Genomic DNA, 17,040 nt, shown 5'->3' with positions numbered 1-17,040 from the left:
TGTAAACGATAAACTAAAGTGAGCAGTTTTCCACAAATAAGATTGAGCAGTTTTCCTCTAAATAATTCACTTCCTTTATACTAAACTTGTAAAAGGAAGTGAGGAAACTGGAGTGAAGAAAATCATGATTTATATGAAAATCTGCGAGTTATCCGAAATGGGCTTTTCTAAGTCGGCAATTGCGAGAAAGTTGGACATTTCAAGAAATACCGTTTCTAAATATCTAAAGAGTACATCTGAAGAATTTGAGGATTATTTAGTCTCCTTACAATCACGTAAAAAGAAGTTGGATCCCTACAGGGATGTCATTGTTGGATGGTTGAAGAAATATCCTGATATGAGTAGTGCCCAGGTCTACGACTGGTTGAAAGAGAATCAGGGGTTGAATGAAGATAATATTGTGGAGAATACTACTAGGAATTATGTGAATGAGTTACGTGCTGCATATCATATACCAAAAGTGTCTGAACAAAGAGTTTATGAAGCAGTTCCGGATAGTCCGATGGGTTTTCAAGCACAAGTAGATTTCGGTCAAGATTTGGTGACTTGTAATGACGGAAAGAGAAGAAGGCTTTATTTTATTGGGTTTGTATTATCCAATTCTAGGTATAAGTACATTGAATTCTTAGATAGACATTTCCATACAAGAGATTTAGTCCGCTGTCATGAAAATGCTTTTGAGTTTTTTGGAGGCATGCCTGAAGAAATGGTATATGACCAAGATGCTTTACTAGCTGTAAGTGAAAATGCGGGTGACTTATTATTTACCAAGGAATTTGATAATTACCGTAAACTAAGAAAATTTTCTATTTATTTATGTAGAAAAAGCGATCCCGAATCAAAAGGGAAAATAGAACAAGTCGTCAAGTTCGTGAAGCATAACTTCATGAAGAATCGTGAGTTTCAAGACATCCATTTGTGGAATCAACAAGCCATTCAATGGCTTGAGAGAACCGGAAACTACAAAGTGCATCATAATACAAAAAAAAGACCTTCTGAAGTGCATACAGTCGAAAAACTGCACTTAAGAAAAGTCTCTTCAAAATTCTCTTTCGAGAATTCCCTAATAGAAAGTATAACAAGAACAATTCAAAAGGACAATGTCATACGCTTTGAATCCAATCGTTATTCCGTACCTACAGGTACGTACGATGCGAAAACTAAAAACATGGCATATTTAGAAGTAACCACAGATGACCACCTAAATATTCGATTACAGACATCTGGAGAATTAATCGCGAGACATTTACTCTGTAGTTCGAAAGGACAATTAGTTTATGATCCAACTCATCATAAGAAACCAAGTCCAAAGAAAACGCTATTGAGAGACGAAATTGTGATTAGGTTTTCTAATAAAGAATTGATTTGTTGGTTTTTAGATGAATTGAATAAGAAGTATCCAAGACACTTATTAGACCAGTTGAAAGTATTACAAATGGTCATTCGAAATCATCCAGAGCATATAAATGAAGCGCTGGAAACTGTGAAAACTTTGCATATGATTAGTGCTAATGACTTCAGAGATGTCGCTTTCACGCTACATAAAGAATCACAGATGCAAGTAAAAGAAGTAATTACCAATTCACCAAAATATCAAGAATATAAGGCAGCAGAACGATCAGAAGATTACTACACCGATTTATTATCTGGGGGTAAAAGGTCATGACCTCTCCTATTGAACTATTACAAGAAAAATGTAGAACCTTGAGACTCGCTGAAACCGCAAAAGAGCTTCCCGCTCTTTTGCGTAATGCAGAATCGGGCAGTTGGACTTATCACGAGTTTATTAATGAACTCCTTACCCATGAAATGGTGTGCAGAGAAAAAAAGACCATTCATCGACTAATGCAATGGGCAGACTTTCCCTATCCAAAAACACTGGCAGATTATCGACTGGAAGAACAAAATGCGATTGGCGAGAGACAGTTTAAATTATTAAAAGATTTAAATTGGATTGAAGAGATGTTTACCCTAATTCTAATGGGCCCACCTGGGACAGGCAAAACACATTTGTCCGTAGGACTAGGCACTTTGGCTATTGAACATGGATATCAAGTGACCTTCGTTTCAATGGGAGAACTAATATATATTTTAAAAAGCAGTGATTACGTTAGTAAATCAAAGACACGCTATAAACGTATTACAACATCAGATTTAATAATTATTGATGATGTTATGTATATGACTGTAGATCCAAAGGAAGCAAGCCTGTTTTTCCAGTTTATATATGACATGTATGATAAAACCGCATTTATATTAACTTCGAATAAGGGTCCAAATGAATGGGGTAAATTTTTAGGAGATACCTCACTGACAACCGCTATATTGGATCGCCTTCTACATCGAAGTGAGGTGATTTCCTTCGGAGAAGACGAAGAAAGTATGCGTATGAAGTACAGAAAGACTTTGTTTCCCGAAGTAAGTGCTCAAACTTAATTGTGGAAAATTGATCAAACTTAATTTGTGAAAACTGCTCAATTCTACTTGACGGTTACACCTACGGTCAAAAGTATTCAAACCATTTTAAAGAACAACAAAAAGAATGATGCCGAGCAAGAAATTAAACGTGAAACACAAATCAGCCAAAATAACCATGCCTTTACACGGGGCGCATCCTATTATGGAGGTGCCGATAAATGATGAATGAACAAACTTTAACAAAATTACACGAGCTAAAATTGATCGGTATGCTGGAAGCCTACAAGGAACAAGCATCAAATAAAGAATTCCAAAATATGAGTTTTGAAGACCGTTTTTCTTTACTCATTGATTTAGAACATTCCCGCCGTAAAAGCAATAGGCTTCAACGGTTGATCAAAGCAGCTACTTTTCTAAATTCAAAGGCCTGTATCGAAGATATCGAGTACTATGAAGACCGTCGATTAGACAAAGAAATGATTTTGAAACTAGCTAGCGGCCTCTATATCCAAGACAGTCACAACATTATATTGAAGGGCCCTACTGGTTCAGGAAAATCATTTTTAGCTACTGCATTCGGTATTTCAGCTTGTCGGCAATTTTATCAAGTAAAATATATCCGCTTACCAGAATTACTTGATGAACTGCTGTTGGCAAAGTTAGCAGCAGACGGAAGCTATCGTAAATGCATCAAAAAGTATACAAAGGTCGATCTCTTGATTCTTGATGAATGGCTACTGACAGATTTATCGACAGAAGAAGCAACGACCCTGCTCGAAATCACTGAATCCCGCCATAAAGTGGCTTCTACTATTTACTGTTCACAAATTGATCCTAGTGGATGGCATTTAAAATTGGGGAATGAAACAATTGCGGAGGCTATTCTAGACCGAATTATCCATGACTCCTATCAAATCTTGATAGACGGTGAGATTTCTATGAGAGAACGCCATGGATTGGGGGAATCTATATGATTCCATCAGAAGTTGAATATCGCATAGCCATGTATTTTTTTCACATGTATTTACCTGATGATGTAATGGAGAAAGTGGAAGAAAGTCTATTATCCTCCTGCCTAGGGATTGAAGATGAGGCAATAGATCATGATGAACTCGTTCGTTGGGCTATTGACATTATTGACAAACAATTAGAAAGTAAAAGGTTTAGATAAAATAGAGAGCCATTGGAACGGTAACATTCCGGTGGCTCTCTTCCCCGCACTTACTGGCTCAATCTGTCCGCAATACTCATCTTTTTGATCAGTGGTAAACTCATTGGCAATGAGTGGTACATTCTCGTGGCTGTAATCACTAGCTAATTCAGAATCATTGTCTTTAATGCATTTGGATAAAGCAACATGGAGTGCAATTGTATATTTAAGTTTGGATGAAGATTCTATTGGTGGATTGGGAATTTATGGGCATAAAGCTACAGGTTTATCTAAGGTGCCAGATACTACAGAAGAATTAGAGAATCTAGGTTTTTCTAATATCTCTGATCTGGACAGAAAAATCGTTTTTCCTGATACGAATGCCATTGGAAATTGGGAGTTACTTGAGCATATTCCTATGAAATTTAATAGATTAGTTTTACTAAAAGGTTCAAAATATTTTCATTCAGTTACTGAAAAGTTTGGGAAAAGTATTTCAGATGGAAGGTTGTCTCACAACTTTTTTTTCAATGAAGCTGAATAATATGAAATACGAGCGGACTTAATTAGGGTCTTATAAGAGGAATATTACAGGTTATAGTAGAACTCACCACTTAGGCCATTTCTGGACTTTACAAAGTACAGTTGGCCATCTTCTTAGAAAAGCATGGCGTGCGTTACGTGATATAAAGATCCCGAAAAAGTATTTCGAGTGCATTAGGCTAGAACATTGTTATATGTCTGATCGCAAAAGCTCGTTTTACCGCTTGAACAATTCAACCTCATCGTTTATATGTGCGTTAAAAATGCAATGCTGAAGATTATGCATAAAAAAGGTTCCAGCGAGAACAAAAAAACCGATGTGCATTATTATTTGCCTCCAAGTAACAGTTGCCTCATCTTTATTTTTTAAAGATTCTACACTCTGTCCGTTTTGACTGTTTCGACTTTTTTCAATGAATGAACAGAAAAAACCGGGATTTGCTCAATAGATAAAATGTCAAATCTAGAGAACTGAATATCATAATAAAAAAACCGATTTAATTCAAATAGCGAAGAAGTTAGAGATACCCTATACACAAATAATAAATATAAATGAAAGAGAACACAATAAAATATTACATCTAATGGAGGTATGCACTTTCAAAATTAGAGGTTTTAAAGAAAGATTTTCAACAGGAAATCGAAGTACACCCAACTTTGGAATTAAATTTGAAATACATTGAAGGACAGGCTTTCTTAGTAACAGGGTGGCGAGAGCCGATTACCATCAAGCCCTAGAGGGTGCTTCCCCTTAGATTTGGATAGATAGAATTAACTATACTATAATTATTAGAGGATACTATGTTTAATATATAAGCATATATCCTCTTTTTACATACATATTTGAATTGTTATTTAGGTATTTAAAATTTGGTCTAATATGTCTAATATGTTATGTAAGAAGGTCATGTTTTTATAATGTGGGGACATAGCCCGCAGTGGGAGGTGTAGAGAGATATTTTACACTGATCGTATAAGAAATAGTTTTGGGGGTGCAGCTCTATGAGAGTACAAGAAGTCCTCTTAAAGAATAACAGCAAAAGATACATATTAGTAGACCAGGTATAAATGATAGTCTAAATATGTACATAAGTGCTTGAATAGATATGTACATATCCGAGTCACTTCTTCATACTAATCAAGAGGTGATTGGTGTGTATTTGCAGCTAGATATTCAGACGGAAATTGAAGTGAAGAATCTTTTCGATCTACCAAAACTACAGCAACTAATGGGGAATTTAAAAATGAAAATAAATAAAAGCCGGTTGGCTAGAGAATTAAATGTAGATCGTCGAACGATTGAAAAATATTTAAACGGTTTCACACCAAAGGAAACTAGAAATAAAGCTTCTAAAATTGACCAATACTATGAAGTCATCGCGTTACTTTTATCCACCGATTCCAAACAAATCTTTTATTACAAGCGAGTTTTATGGCAATATCTTACGGATAATCATGATCTACAGTGTTCGCAATCTGCTTTCCGTGCATATATAAATCGAAAACCAGAATTCAAGGCCTACTTTGATGATGGAAAGCGTACAACATCAAGTGCTTCATCTGGGATTCGTTATGAAACGAAACCTGGTGAACAAGCACAGCTGGATTGGAAAGAGAGTATTCGCTATGAAATGAAAGATGGTGAAATTATCTATGTGAATGTGGCAGTGCTCCTACTTTCTTATTCAAGATTTAGAGCCTTTCATCTAAGTATTTCAAAATCTCAAAGTGTCTTATTGTCATTTATGACAGAAGCGTTTGAAGTATTTGGAGGCGTACCAAAAGTGATTGTGACAGACAATATGAAAACCGTAATGGATGAGGCAAGAACAGATTATTTCAAGGGAGTTGTGAATAACAAGTTTACTCAATTCGCGAAGGATTTCGGCTTCAAAGTCCAACCTTGTGTTGCAGGAAGACCTAGAACAAAAGGCAAAGTAGAAGCACCTATGAAGCTGTTGGATGAGATTCATGCTTATCAGGGGAAATTCAACTATGAAGAGTTACATCAATTCATACAGAAGCTCTGTACACGTATTAATCAAAGTATCAATCAAGGGACGAATAAGATACCACTATTTGCGCACAAACAAGAAAAGAACCTCTTACTCCCCCTACCACAGGACAAAGTAAAAGATTCTTACAGAATCAAGCACACACTTGTAAAAGTCAATGCTTCAAACATGATTACCTACAAGTCTAACCAATATTCGGTTCCAGCCAAATATCAAGGGAAGACGGTCGGGTTACAAGTATATGATGATCAGTTATTTGTCTACTATACCACGGAATTAATTGTGCAGCATCAGATAACTACATCGAAATTAAATTATAAAGAGACGCATTATAAAGATACGCTAGCCAAAGCAATTCCCTATTATCCAGATATCGATGCTTTAGCCAAACAAAATCTAGCAGCAATCGGTGAGGTGTATAGCGATGAAGAATAGTTATCAGCAATTAATCCAAAACTTAGAGTACTTAAAACTGAAACAAATGACGCAACATTTAGGAGAAGTCGTGGACTTCAGCATTAAAAACGAATTGTCATTTATAGATACTTTAGTCAAACTTACAAATTATGAGATTGATGTGAAAGAACAAAATATGATTCACTCAATGGTTAAAGTGGGTGCCTTCCCACACCGAAAAGAAATCACTGAATTTGATTTTGAATTTCAGCCAAGTATAAATAAGCAGCAAATTTCAGATTTTATTTCATTACGCTTCCTTGAGGCGCAAGAGAACATTGTATTTTTAGGCCCCAGCGGGGTCGGCAAAACTCATTTGGCGACATCGATAGGTATAGCGGCCGCAAAGAAACGTACCAGCACTTACTTTATAAAGTGCCACGACTTAATCCAGAACTTGAAGCGTGCAAAGATAGAGAATCGCTTAGAAGTCCGTTTAAAGCATTATACGAAGTATAGACTATTGATTATTGATGAGATTGGTTACTTACCAATTGAAGCAGAGGATGCGAAGATGTTCTTCCAGCTCATTGATATGCGTTATGAAAAAAAAAGTACGATTTTAACGACGAATATTAACTTCAAAGCATGGGATGAAGTTTTCCAGGATACCAAATTAGCGAACGCCATATTGGATCGTGTTCTGCATCACGCAACAGTTGTAAGTATCGTTGGACAATCCTACAGAATAAAGGATCACCTCAAAAAAGAAGATGAGTGATTTTGTACATTCTTAAACAAGCAAAACTGTACATGTTTAGATTGACATTTATAGACCAGGAGGGGTTTCCTGTAATTCCTGTCATGAAATATCTAAAATTTTTAGATATAACAGGAAAAAGCAGTAATACACAAAAGACTTATTGTTACTCTTTAAAACAATATTTTATGTATTTACAGGAGAAGAAGAAAGATTACAGACAGATTATCTTAGAGGATTTAGTGGAGTTTGTGGCATGGTTAAGAAATCCGTGTGAATACATAAACGTCGCCCCCCTCAAACCAGTTAAAGCGAAGAAAACAGAAAAAACAATTAATCTAGTAATTACAGTCATCACTAATTTTTATGACTATTTGTATCGAAATGAAGAGATTCAAAACGATATGGTTGATAAGTTAATGAAGCAAATATCTACAGGCGGAAAAACAAGGTATAAGGATTTTCTTTATCATGTAAATAAAAATAAGCCTTCCAATCGTAATGTTCTAAAAATAAAAGAACCAAGGAAAAAACTAAAAGTATTAACGAAAGAAGAAGTGCAACGATTGGTGGAAGCTACAACCAATATCCGAGATCAACTTTTAATCCAATTGCTTTTTGAAACAGGACTACGAATCGGCGAAGCACTCTCTCTTTTCATTGAAGACTTTATTTTTCACCACAAGAACGGGCACCGTATTCGTTTAGTTGATCGAGGGGAACTTGAAAATGGCGCTAAACTAAAAACAGGAGAACGAGAAATTTTTGTTTCCCAAGGCTTAATGGATTTATTAGATGATTTCTTGTATGTCGTAGTCGATGAATTGGACTTAGATACAAATTTTGTATTTATCAAATTACGTGGTGAAAATGTAGGGCAGCCAATGACATATAGCGATGTAGAATCCTTATTTAAGCGATTAAGAAAGAAAACTGGGTTGAATGTACACCCCCACCTTTTACGACATACTCATGCCACCATGTATTACCAACAAACAAAAAACATTAAACAAGTACAAGAACGATTAGGGCATTCTCAAATTCAAACTACAATGAACTTATACCTCCATCCTTCAGATGAAGAAATTCGAGAGAATTGGGAAAAGGCTGAACATGCATTTCATTTGAAAAATATATCTGGAGTGGATCAAGAGAATGAAAATTAATCAACAACGTACCAATGTCGAATTAGGCTTTCATGAACGATTACAGCAAGAATTATCGACCTATACTGAAAAAATCATTCACAAAGATGGGTCGCTTACGAAAAATGTTGTGAAAAACCCATACTTCTTAGTAAATAATACATGGAATGTCAGTTTTATTGGAACAATCCCAAACTTTAGCGAACAATTTGCAACTTATGCATATATGAATAAAAACATTCAATTTGAAAGTGTAAGCTCTTCTATAAACTTGGAACTTAAATATGTTTGGTACAACAGGTTATTTCGAGACGATTGGACTTTGATAAGTGCTTTTGTTAGACGAGCCCGCAATCTTAGAAAATTAACAAAGTTTCTTAATGAAAAGCATCCTGATATAAGTTCCTTGCTTTCTTTAGATATAAATAATGTAGAACGAGAATGGCTATTTTGGTTGTCTGAAAATGGGATAAAAATACATAGCATTCAACAAAGTCTTTTTTATGGTGAATACACACATAAAACAGCAATTGCAAACTTTTTATACTTGATGCATTCATACTTAATTCATTTAACAGATACTCGTGAGGAGTGGGAAAAAGATCGTTGGGATGTAAGAAACTTAAATCAAAAATATGGGGTAGAGTACAGCAAGAGTTCAACCAAGTACATTATAGATTTCGAAAAAATTGAGCACCAGTTTATTCGAGAACATGTAAAAAAGTATATAAGACAACGGTTACTCAGCAAAAATAATTTTTCTTGGAGCTCAGCACAAAACTATATGAAACACATAGAACAATTTATTACATTTATTTTATCATTAGAGACCACATGGAATGATTTGACACAATTAAAACGGTCACATGTGGAGAAATATATCCAATGGTTACACGAATACGCAAAACACAAATTAAAACAAAAAAATGCAAACCCCGAAGCATATATTTCCATGAGTTTGGTCTTTATACAAAAATTCTTAGATGATATTCAAAGATATCAGTATGAAATCGCTCCTAAAAAGCCTGTGAAATTATTAATATTCCCAGAGGACAAACCAAAGCAAAAAAAGAAATCTATTGACCAGATTAACTATATTCCGGATTATGTGTTAGAAAAACTATTCACCCATATTAATGCACTCCATAGTGATGTTCAACCTGTAGTATGGGTAGTATTTAAGACTGGATTACGAATTTCAGATGTATTGCAACTAACCCATGATTGTTTAGTTCAATTGAATGGTAAATATTATATTGAGACGGATATCAAAAAAACGTATGTAGTAGGACATCGTGTCCCAATCGATGATGAATTAGCCAATATTTTGGCGGTGTTAATAGAAAAATCTATTCAAAATAGCAACGACGACAATAATCCTGAAAAATATATTTTTGTTCGTTATTATGGTTCTCGAAAAGGAAAACCTTATAGCCAAAATTGGATTCAGCTACAATTGAATTTATTGGCAAGAAACAAAGAAATTAAAGATGAGAACGGTAATGTATTTCACTTCAAAACGCATCAATTTCGCCACACCTACGCGGTTAAATTGTTAAACAGTGGTGCAGATATTTTAACGGTTCAAGAGTTATTAGCACATGCTTCTCCTGAAATGACAATGAGATACGCTAAATTACTTGATAATACAAAACGTAAAGCCTTTGAAGCTGCCATCAAGCAAGGAGTATTCAGCTTTGATCTAAATGGTGAGGTTCAAGAAATAAGACCTAATGAAGATATTCCATCGGATATTTTAGAAACATTGTGGCAAGATCAAAAATTAAATGCGATAGACAATCCATATGGAACCTGCCATGCACGAATCAATGGAAATTGTCCTTATGCAGCGGAACCACCATGTTTAACGTGTAACGGTGGAAGTCCCTGTAAGGACTTAGGTATCGGTTTTTCTGAGTTGGATTTACAAAAGTATGAACTATTAATCAAGACAACAACAAAAACGATAGAAACCTTAGAACAACGTGGAAGAAATGACATTGCCGAAAAGAATATAAGGAATTTAGAACGGTATGAAAAAATTTTAAATACAATTAAAGAAGGCAACATCATTTTTGGACGATTAGAACGAATCAAGAGAAAGCAAGGTGGTTCCAATAGTTAACTATGACCGTAGAGGACATTTAAAAGCTATTCACGCTCATCGGAGAGCAAACACCCATCAGAAAGTAGATGAAGCCATTAAAAGGCTCATACGAGCCAATGAAAGAATAAATTTTAACAGCGTATCCAGTGAAGCTGGTGTATCAAAAGCAACGCTCTATAATAACAAGGATTTTCGCTCAAGAATTGAAACATTACGAAACCAACAATCACAAGTGCCTACAATGAAACAAGTAAAGCGAGAAATGAATGAAAACAATAAAGATGCCCTTATCGATTCCCTAAAAAGGAAGAACAAAAAATTGGGGGAAGAAAACAAACAATTAAGAGAGCAACTGAAGGTAGCTTACGCAGAAGTTTATAAAAAGTTGTAGTAGCTAACTGTTAGAATAACGTCCCTCTCTTTCCTCTTCAACTACGAAGAAGGTTGGTTGAAGAGAGATTTATGAATGGTTCTAACACCAACAAACCATATAATCATTAAGCCAAATAAACTCGCTCAAATGAACGAGTTTATTTTTTATTTGTGCTATGTTAAGGGGAAAGGTTTATTTATCGTAAAATGATATGATGACGCCTGCCCTAAATCTAATAAAATTAGTTTAGTTCAACTGGATATTTATGTTAAAATAAATATAAAGATTGTGAAGAAATACACTTAAACTAACGGGGCAGGTTAGTTGAACAAGCAGGTATTTTATGTAGGGTTTATAATTAGTTTCTAAGATAGTAAAAGAGGAGGGGCAACTTGAAAAATAAGTATAAAAAATTATTGATTTATTTTTTTTCAATCGGGTTCATAATCATTATTTCTTTTTGTATTAATCAATATTCGACTCACTTATCAACTCGTGACGAAGCAATTGAAAAATATATAACAAAAGTGTTTGATAATGATTCTACACAGCTAATAGATGTTGTAGAAACAGACATTTCTAATACTTATTATTTGCTATTAAGAACAAATGGTTCAGATATTATTAATACGACTTCTAACGTGAAAATCCAAAATAACATATTTGGTTGGAAAGTCACTGCTGGAGATGGAAGAGCCAACGCAGATTTAGCTAAACATCTAATAGACAGAAAAACTAACACATTAAAATAATGTGTTACTAATTGCTTTATTCTTATTGTACTAACGGGTGCTTTAGTTTAAGAAGAAAGGACATAACATATTAGTCATATAAAATATGTTATGTCCTTTAATTTATCAACTTTTTTCAATTTAGGTCTTGATAAATAGAATAGGTTTTTGAGGGTGGTCAGCATCCTGTTGCTTGCTCCGGTCATGGAAAATCCCTTGACGGAAGGGGGTGCTGCTGAGTGACTACATTTGAAACGCTTGTAATCGCGATTAGTTTTGCTTCACTAATCGTAGCTGTGATTGCACTGTCGTACTCGATGTCACAAAAGAAATAATCCACCCTTGAGTTTGACGGCTCGGGTGGATTATTTCATCGCGTGACGCTGATCCCCTTATGGGAACCTGCCTATTATGTGTACCGCAACGATGGACAAACATCGTTGTGGTCTTTTTTAATATATCCTGCTTCTACGATAATTATAACAAAACGAATAATTACTGTCTACCTATCAGTTTTACTATCCCTTTCAATCAACTAAATGAGTCTTTGCACATTTGTTTCAATATGGTATGATAGTAGCGTAAATAGTTAATATATGAAAAATACATACGCCAAAAGAGGAATACCCTCACGCGAAAACCTGTTGTATATACAGGGCTTTTGTGTGGGTTTTTTTTTGTTTATTTGGCGTAAAAAAGCGAAGGTGATTGAAGAGATATCAAAGTTAATCTTTATGGATTGGTCGATTGTGTTCTTTCAACAAGAGTTCGATTGCTTGATCCAACAATTTAGATTTAGTAATGTTTGTATCTTTTGTTAGCTGGTTGAATGCATCGTTTAAGTCATTTCGAATTGAATTCGACAATCGTGTCCGATTGACTAATGTATCTTTTTTCTTTGCCATACAGATTTTTCACCTCTTCTTTTCACAATATTATCATGAAATAAAAGTGCAAGCAAGTGCATGCATGTGCTTGCACTTTTAGGGGGATTATGAGAAGATGGTATTAAGGGATTTTCCCTTGACAATCGAAGGAGGAACAACAAATGAATAGAAAATTATTACTTGCAACACTTGCTTTCACAGTCATTACTCCAGCAATTATTGTACCTGTACAGGCAGGTGCTGCCGTGAAGACGCCGTTTAAAGATGTCACTACTAAAAGCCCTTATTACGACATCATACATACGATGCGTGAGCAAGGGATTGTCAGTGGCTTTGAAGATGGAACATTTCGTGCTAATGAAAGTATTAGTCGTAAACATGCGGCGGCACTTATAAGTCGGACAAAGAAACTGCCTGCTGTTAAGCCGTTCGTGAAGTTTAAAGATGTATCTGAAAGTAATCCTAATTTCAATGATATTAAGAAGTTGCAACAAGCCGGTATTTTTGTAGCCGATGCAAAGGGGAACATCAATCCGAATCAACCGATTACTCGCGCTGAAATGGCTAAAATATTGGCAATTGCTTTTGATTTAAAAGGAAAAGCGAGTAAGGATTTCCCAGATGTCCCTAAAAATCATTCGGCTTATGATTATGTGAGCGCAATTTACGCTAATGAAATAACTACCGGTGATAACGGTCTTTTTAAACCGAACGCTCCACTAACACGGGCGCATTATGCGGTGTTTATGTATCGGGCGATGAATCAAGTGAATGAACCTTTAGATTTAAATTCAATGACAGAAGCAGAATTGAATGCTTTAACGAATGAACAAATTCTTAGTGAGTTAGTAATGTTCCGCTATGCTCATGGAACTGATGTACCTTTACCGGCAGGACAGACAGATAGAATGACATTTTCTAAGAACATGAAGAAGGAATTTAATACTTATTTTGTTCAAAATGGATTAAATCGAACAACATCGACAACAAACATAAAGTCCTCAAAGGGTGTCTATCTAAAAAATCAAGCAAAAATTTTACAGGTTTCACTAGCTGACCTTATAGCAATGCATAACCAAGTAGTTACAACTGGTCAAATGATTACAAACACAGACGATGATGCAGTGAAGTATGCAATGTATTTCGACTATGAAGAAAATTGTTTGTATTTAGGGTTTCTGACATATTAAGTAAATAAAAAGTAACCAAAAAAAGTAGGGACGAGAAGGGAGGTTGCTACTTGAAAAAACGCTTAATATCAGTTTTGTTAGTCCTATTGTTTTATAATTCTATTGGAATTATTAACACTCCGGTGACATATGCAGCTTTAGCACCTGGCGGGACTTATGTGATTAAAGATATTTTGGCACATGATCCAAATGAGCATCCAGGCCCACAAACAGTGGCTGAAATTCTGGAATATGTAGACTCAGCTGGAGATGTGCCGGGTCGAACGGGATGGAGTGCCTATGACTTAATCTGTGATGAAAAGGGTGTGTGGAATAAAGATATAGTCACTGTCACTTCTGACAGTGGTCGAGATAAAAAATATTCCGTGTCTGAATACCGTTCTGAAATAGTTGCACAATTCGGGCAGGATATGTATGATGCAGCCCTCGCAAGTGGAAAAGACTTGGTTTATCAAACCGGATCGAAAACAGAAAGTCCTACGGGGGTAGAACGCAAGTGGTATCCATGTAATGAAGGGGAACGAGGAGGGTACTATAACAACACCGACTTCAAGTTAACTCTCACATTCACGCTGGATGAAGAAAAGCCTGTTTGTGATCCTGACAAAGAAGATTGTGAGGAACCAGGTGACAAATGTGACCCTGCAACAGAAGAATGTAATGAAACTAACGACCCAGGGCCGCCGCCGATTCCTCCACCTGATTTATTTTGTTCGATCGATACGCAAGTGAGTGAATCGAACGGAATGTCTAGCTCGGGAGCGAATATGACAGCCGATCCAAATGGAAAGATTACTGAGTCTCATGAAAGTAGCCAGTTTAATGTGTTGCAGTACGGTATACCCTCTTCGGAATATCTAAAAGTCAACGGACATTCCGAAAAGTATTTAGCGGATTACCGTTATGCAGGTATGACGGGAACAGTCACGTATGATTTCAAAGTAACAAAAGATTATATCTATCGTTGGGAAGATGTCTCAGAAGAAGACGAAGATGGAAAAACGACTACTACTGTCAATTATGAACATGTACGAAAAGAAGTACCTATACAAGATCCGTATAATATCTCCTATTGGTTGGTGGGACACCTAAACGTTTATGGTTTCATTGAAGCGGTGTTCAAGAACTATGCTTTGCCGAATGGCCAAGTAACTGTTCAGAATCCACAACAACCTACCGCAAGCGGTACACATGATCCAAGTACGGATGCACATGTGTTTCCACAAATGTGTGAAGGGATTTATTTAGGTGAAGAAACGATCGATGGGGAACCTGCAGGCGAACCCTCTGAAGATATTAGCGGGGAAGCCAATATGGGGAGTCGTCCTCCAGACGTTAAAAATGATTTCGTGGAAGTAGACGGAAACATTTCGATGAGGGATGACCTTGCATCACTTGATGCGCCAAGGCCTACAGATGTACCTCTTGCACCCCAAGTACCTGTATCTCAAACATCACTGCTTATAGATCCATTGAAAGTGAACAAATGGCAAACAGCAAGTTCCATTACTGCAAACTATCGAAGTGTATTTACTATCAATGTATCAAGCGGTTCCTTATCGGTAACAGGGCATTCACCTGGAAAGATCAATACTGTCACTGTTCATACACCTGTTGTCATGTATGCCAGGGCATCGGACGATAAAGAGCATGACCAACGTACTGAACCACCCAAGCGGGCTACTCCACCTAATCCTGATGCCGACCGTCATGCGTTCATATTGGACCGACCGTTCAGCGTGTCCTTACCGACAAATGGACAACATTTGCAAGTGGCAATGGCTCCTGGTTATGGAAATCGTGATTTTGCCAAGTATGTAAGGGAAAAACAAGTGAAGTTTCCGTTCGATGTTTATTCAGAAACAAAACTAGCGTTTTACCCGAAGGACACCTGGATTACCGTTCCAATTCATATCGAGACAGTTAACTTCTTCTTGCCTGTATGGGTTCCAGAAGCAGCTTACACAGTCGATTATCGAACGGTAGCTATCAACGCACCAGCTTTGTTGCCACAAGAGCACCACGCCAACTTGAATCTAACGTATCGAACACCGGATGAAATCATGGCAAATCACGTGGCTTACGATACTATTGCAGTTGATGTCGTCGGTCGTCTCTACGACTTCCGGGTAACGGATATTCTTGATTTCCAATGGGGTCCCGTTTTCCGAACGACAGAAGGGTTGATTGAGCATACCGGTAATTACTATTGGGTTGGTGACAAAATGATTGATGGTGACATACGGGGTAACAAAGCACCGTTTACGTTGCCCGTCCGTCATGGCAGTCACCCTAAAGGTTATCCGAATGAAATGAAGAACGTCGCAGTTAAGACGGGCTATCAGTTTAAATTCGATATGAAATCAAAAGGTAATCTGTGGAACTCGAATGATGCAGTTCGTATTGTACCTTCTTTCTATTTTGTGAAAAAGGATGGAACAGATCGCCGCCCAGTTGACGTGTATTATCATTCAGATGCGAATTACTTCGTGAAGATTGGTTCTGATAAGGACAAAGAGTACCGCGAAGTAACTTTGAATGAACCTCTTCGAAATATGGATAAGAAGCAACTGGCGGATACAGCCGACTTCACGTACCGTCATCCTGATGAATACGGTTATCGAACGCTTGTTGATAAAACAACGAAACCAACATTCATCCGTAATTTTGAACGGAACTATTCCAAGAAGAAAAAGACAACTGGAACATATAGTTGGCAGATACTTAACTGGAATCTTCGCACGTTAATTGGACCCGATGCAACTCTTGTCCCGTCTACTTCTATGGTTCCTCCCGTCGATGTAAAGGCTAGGGAACAACAATGGTATGGAGAGTACAGTTTACCAGCGGACATTTATGTGGTGGATCAAGGGCGTGATATTGCGGGTTATGGTGTTGAACACCGTCTAACAAAGAAATCACCTATTTTCTTGCAAGATGGATATGTCATTGTGAACTTCAATATTGAAACCATTGATAATGGAGATACAGAAAATCCACGGTTGCAGTACCATAAAGGCCCACTTGCAAACCAGTGGAAGATGGAAGGCTTCAAATACAATTTCAATGATCCATACGGCAATAATTTCAACTTGATAGACGGTGACGTTCTTTTCTATCATGGGGATAATTCTTCATACTCTGATTTTAATTCAAACGTAACCCATTAATACAACATGAAAATGCCTCTGAGGGTTATGTTCAGAGGCATTTTCAAAAATATACAAAGTGAAATACGATGAAATTGATTTTTCTTTGTATATTTTTGAAAGAAGGTTCATCCGCTCTAAAAGGTATTTTCCGTACTTAGGGGATTCGGATGATA

At 36.5% G+C, this 17,040-nt stretch carries 16 protein-coding genes; 15 read left to right on the top strand and 1 reads right to left on the bottom strand.

Going from position 1 to position 17,040, the window contains the following annotated elements:
• Positions 1–112 precede the first annotated feature (112 nt).
• The 13 genes from istA (MKZ11_RS24990) (at position 113) to MKZ11_RS24930 (ending at position 11,973) form a co-directional block, all read left to right on the top strand.
• Positions 113–1,666 (top strand): IS21 family transposase, encoded by a 1,554-nt coding sequence (gene istA, locus MKZ11_RS24990; RefSeq protein ID WP_340793835.1) that lies wholly within the window; start codon positions 113–115, stop codon positions 1,664–1,666.
• Positions 1,663–2,436 carry an IS21-like element helper ATPase IstB gene (istB, locus tag MKZ11_RS24985; RefSeq protein ID WP_340793833.1) on the top strand — a complete coding sequence of 258 codons (774 nt, stop codon included), beginning with the start codon at positions 1,663–1,665 and terminating at the stop codon, positions 2,434–2,436. The genes istA (MKZ11_RS24990) and istB (MKZ11_RS24985) overlap by 4 nt, the downstream gene beginning before the upstream one ends.
• A gap of 27 nt (positions 2,437–2,463) precedes the next feature.
• A complete protein-coding gene (locus MKZ11_RS24980) occupies positions 2,464–2,640 on the top strand; it encodes a hypothetical protein (protein ID WP_340797291.1) in 177 nt (58 codons plus the stop codon).
• Positions 2,637–3,392: an IS21-like element helper ATPase IstB gene (istB, locus tag MKZ11_RS24975; protein ID WP_340797290.1), complete on the top strand. Its 756-nt coding sequence runs from the start codon at positions 2,637–2,639 to the stop codon at positions 3,390–3,392. Before MKZ11_RS24980 ends, istB (MKZ11_RS24975) begins: the two co-directional genes overlap by 4 nt.
• Positions 3,389–3,589 carry a hypothetical protein gene (locus tag MKZ11_RS24970; RefSeq protein ID WP_340797289.1) on the top strand — a complete coding sequence of 67 codons (201 nt, stop codon included), beginning with the start codon at positions 3,389–3,391 and terminating at the stop codon, positions 3,587–3,589. Before istB (MKZ11_RS24975) ends, MKZ11_RS24970 begins: the two co-directional genes overlap by 4 nt.
• 172 nt (positions 3,590–3,761) lie before the next feature.
• Complete coding sequence (locus MKZ11_RS24965) at positions 3,762–4,112, top strand: DUF6445 family protein (RefSeq protein ID WP_340797288.1); 351 nt, start codon at positions 3,762–3,764, stop codon at positions 4,110–4,112.
• 1,153 nt (positions 4,113–5,265) lie between these two features.
• Complete coding sequence (istA, locus tag MKZ11_RS24960; protein WP_340796980.1) at positions 5,266–6,561, top strand: IS21 family transposase; 1,296 nt, start codon at positions 5,266–5,268, stop codon at positions 6,559–6,561.
• The gene (gene istB, locus MKZ11_RS24955; protein WP_340794546.1) at positions 6,551–7,303 is read left to right on the top strand and encodes an IS21-like element helper ATPase IstB; all 753 of its coding nucleotides are present in this window, start codon (positions 6,551–6,553) and stop codon (positions 7,301–7,303) included. The genes istA (MKZ11_RS24960) and istB (MKZ11_RS24955) overlap by 11 nt, the downstream gene beginning before the upstream one ends.
• Before the next feature lie 32 nt (positions 7,304–7,335).
• Complete coding sequence (locus tag MKZ11_RS24950) at positions 7,336–8,448, top strand: tyrosine-type recombinase/integrase (RefSeq protein WP_340797287.1); 1,113 nt, start codon at positions 7,336–7,338, stop codon at positions 8,446–8,448.
• The gene (locus tag MKZ11_RS24945) at positions 8,438–10,552 is read left to right on the top strand and encodes a tyrosine-type recombinase/integrase (RefSeq protein ID WP_340797286.1); all 2,115 of its coding nucleotides are present in this window, start codon (positions 8,438–8,440) and stop codon (positions 10,550–10,552) included. Before MKZ11_RS24950 ends, MKZ11_RS24945 begins: the two co-directional genes overlap by 11 nt.
• Positions 10,545–10,925 (top strand): DUF6262 family protein, encoded by a 381-nt coding sequence (locus MKZ11_RS24940; RefSeq protein WP_340797296.1) that lies wholly within the window; start codon positions 10,545–10,547, stop codon positions 10,923–10,925. Before MKZ11_RS24945 ends, MKZ11_RS24940 begins: the two co-directional genes overlap by 8 nt.
• 374 nt (positions 10,926–11,299) lie before the next feature.
• Complete coding sequence (locus MKZ11_RS24935) at positions 11,300–11,659, top strand: hypothetical protein (protein ID WP_340797285.1); 360 nt, start codon at positions 11,300–11,302, stop codon at positions 11,657–11,659.
• A 218-nt stretch (positions 11,660–11,877) separates the two neighbouring features.
• Positions 11,878–11,973 carry a putative holin-like toxin gene (locus tag MKZ11_RS24930; RefSeq protein WP_340797284.1) on the top strand — a complete coding sequence of 32 codons (96 nt, stop codon included), beginning with the start codon at positions 11,878–11,880 and terminating at the stop codon, positions 11,971–11,973.
• A 390-nt stretch (positions 11,974–12,363) separates the two neighbouring features.
• Here MKZ11_RS24930 and MKZ11_RS24925 read toward each other — a convergent pair whose 3' ends face one another.
• Positions 12,364–12,543: a ribbon-helix-helix domain-containing protein gene (locus MKZ11_RS24925; RefSeq protein ID WP_340797283.1), complete on the bottom strand. Its 180-nt coding sequence runs from the start codon at positions 12,541–12,543 to the stop codon at positions 12,364–12,366.
• 143 nt (positions 12,544–12,686) lie between these two features.
• On the opposite strand from MKZ11_RS24925, the gene MKZ11_RS24920 reads away from it, so the two are divergent.
• Both MKZ11_RS24920 and MKZ11_RS24915 read left to right on the top strand, forming a co-directional pair.
• Positions 12,687–13,715 (top strand): S-layer homology domain-containing protein, encoded by a 1,029-nt coding sequence (locus tag MKZ11_RS24920; RefSeq protein WP_340797282.1) that lies wholly within the window; start codon positions 12,687–12,689, stop codon positions 13,713–13,715.
• A gap of 50 nt (positions 13,716–13,765) precedes the next feature.
• Positions 13,766–16,885: a DUF5704 domain-containing protein gene (locus MKZ11_RS24915; RefSeq protein WP_340797281.1), complete on the top strand. Its 3,120-nt coding sequence runs from the start codon at positions 13,766–13,768 to the stop codon at positions 16,883–16,885.
• Positions 16,886–17,040 lie beyond the last annotated feature (155 nt).

The organism is Sporosarcina sp. FSL K6-1508, assembly GCF_038007465.1.
Lineage (GTDB): Bacteria > Bacillota > Bacilli > Bacillales_A > Planococcaceae > Sporosarcina > Sporosarcina psychrophila_B.
The sequence above is the reverse complement of the archived record's forward strand: the minus strand, read 5'-3'. Positions and strand labels throughout refer to the sequence as shown.

Excerpts from the sequence above, each read along its gene's own strand:
- istB (WP_340793833.1), top strand. The coding sequence starts at position 1,663 with ATGACCTCTCCTATTGAACTATTACAAGAAAAATGTAGAACCTTGAGA.
- istB (WP_340797290.1), top strand. The coding sequence starts at position 2,637 with ATGATGAATGAACAAACTTTAACAAAATTACACGAGCTAAAATTGATC.
- MKZ11_RS24970 (WP_340797289.1), top strand. The coding sequence starts at position 3,389 with ATGATTCCATCAGAAGTTGAATATCGCATAGCCATGTATTTTTTTCAC.
- istB (WP_340794546.1), top strand. The coding sequence starts at position 6,551 with ATGAAGAATAGTTATCAGCAATTAATCCAAAACTTAGAGTACTTAAAA.
- MKZ11_RS24950 (WP_340797287.1), top strand. The coding sequence starts at position 7,336 with ATGTTTAGATTGACATTTATAGACCAGGAGGGGTTTCCTGTAATTCCT.
- MKZ11_RS24945 (WP_340797286.1), top strand. The coding sequence starts at position 8,438 with ATGAAAATTAATCAACAACGTACCAATGTCGAATTAGGCTTTCATGAA.
- MKZ11_RS24925 (WP_340797283.1), bottom strand. The coding sequence starts at position 12,543 with ATGGCAAAGAAAAAAGATACATTAGTCAATCGGACACGATTGTCGAAT.
- MKZ11_RS24920 (WP_340797282.1), top strand. The coding sequence starts at position 12,687 with ATGAATAGAAAATTATTACTTGCAACACTTGCTTTCACAGTCATTACT.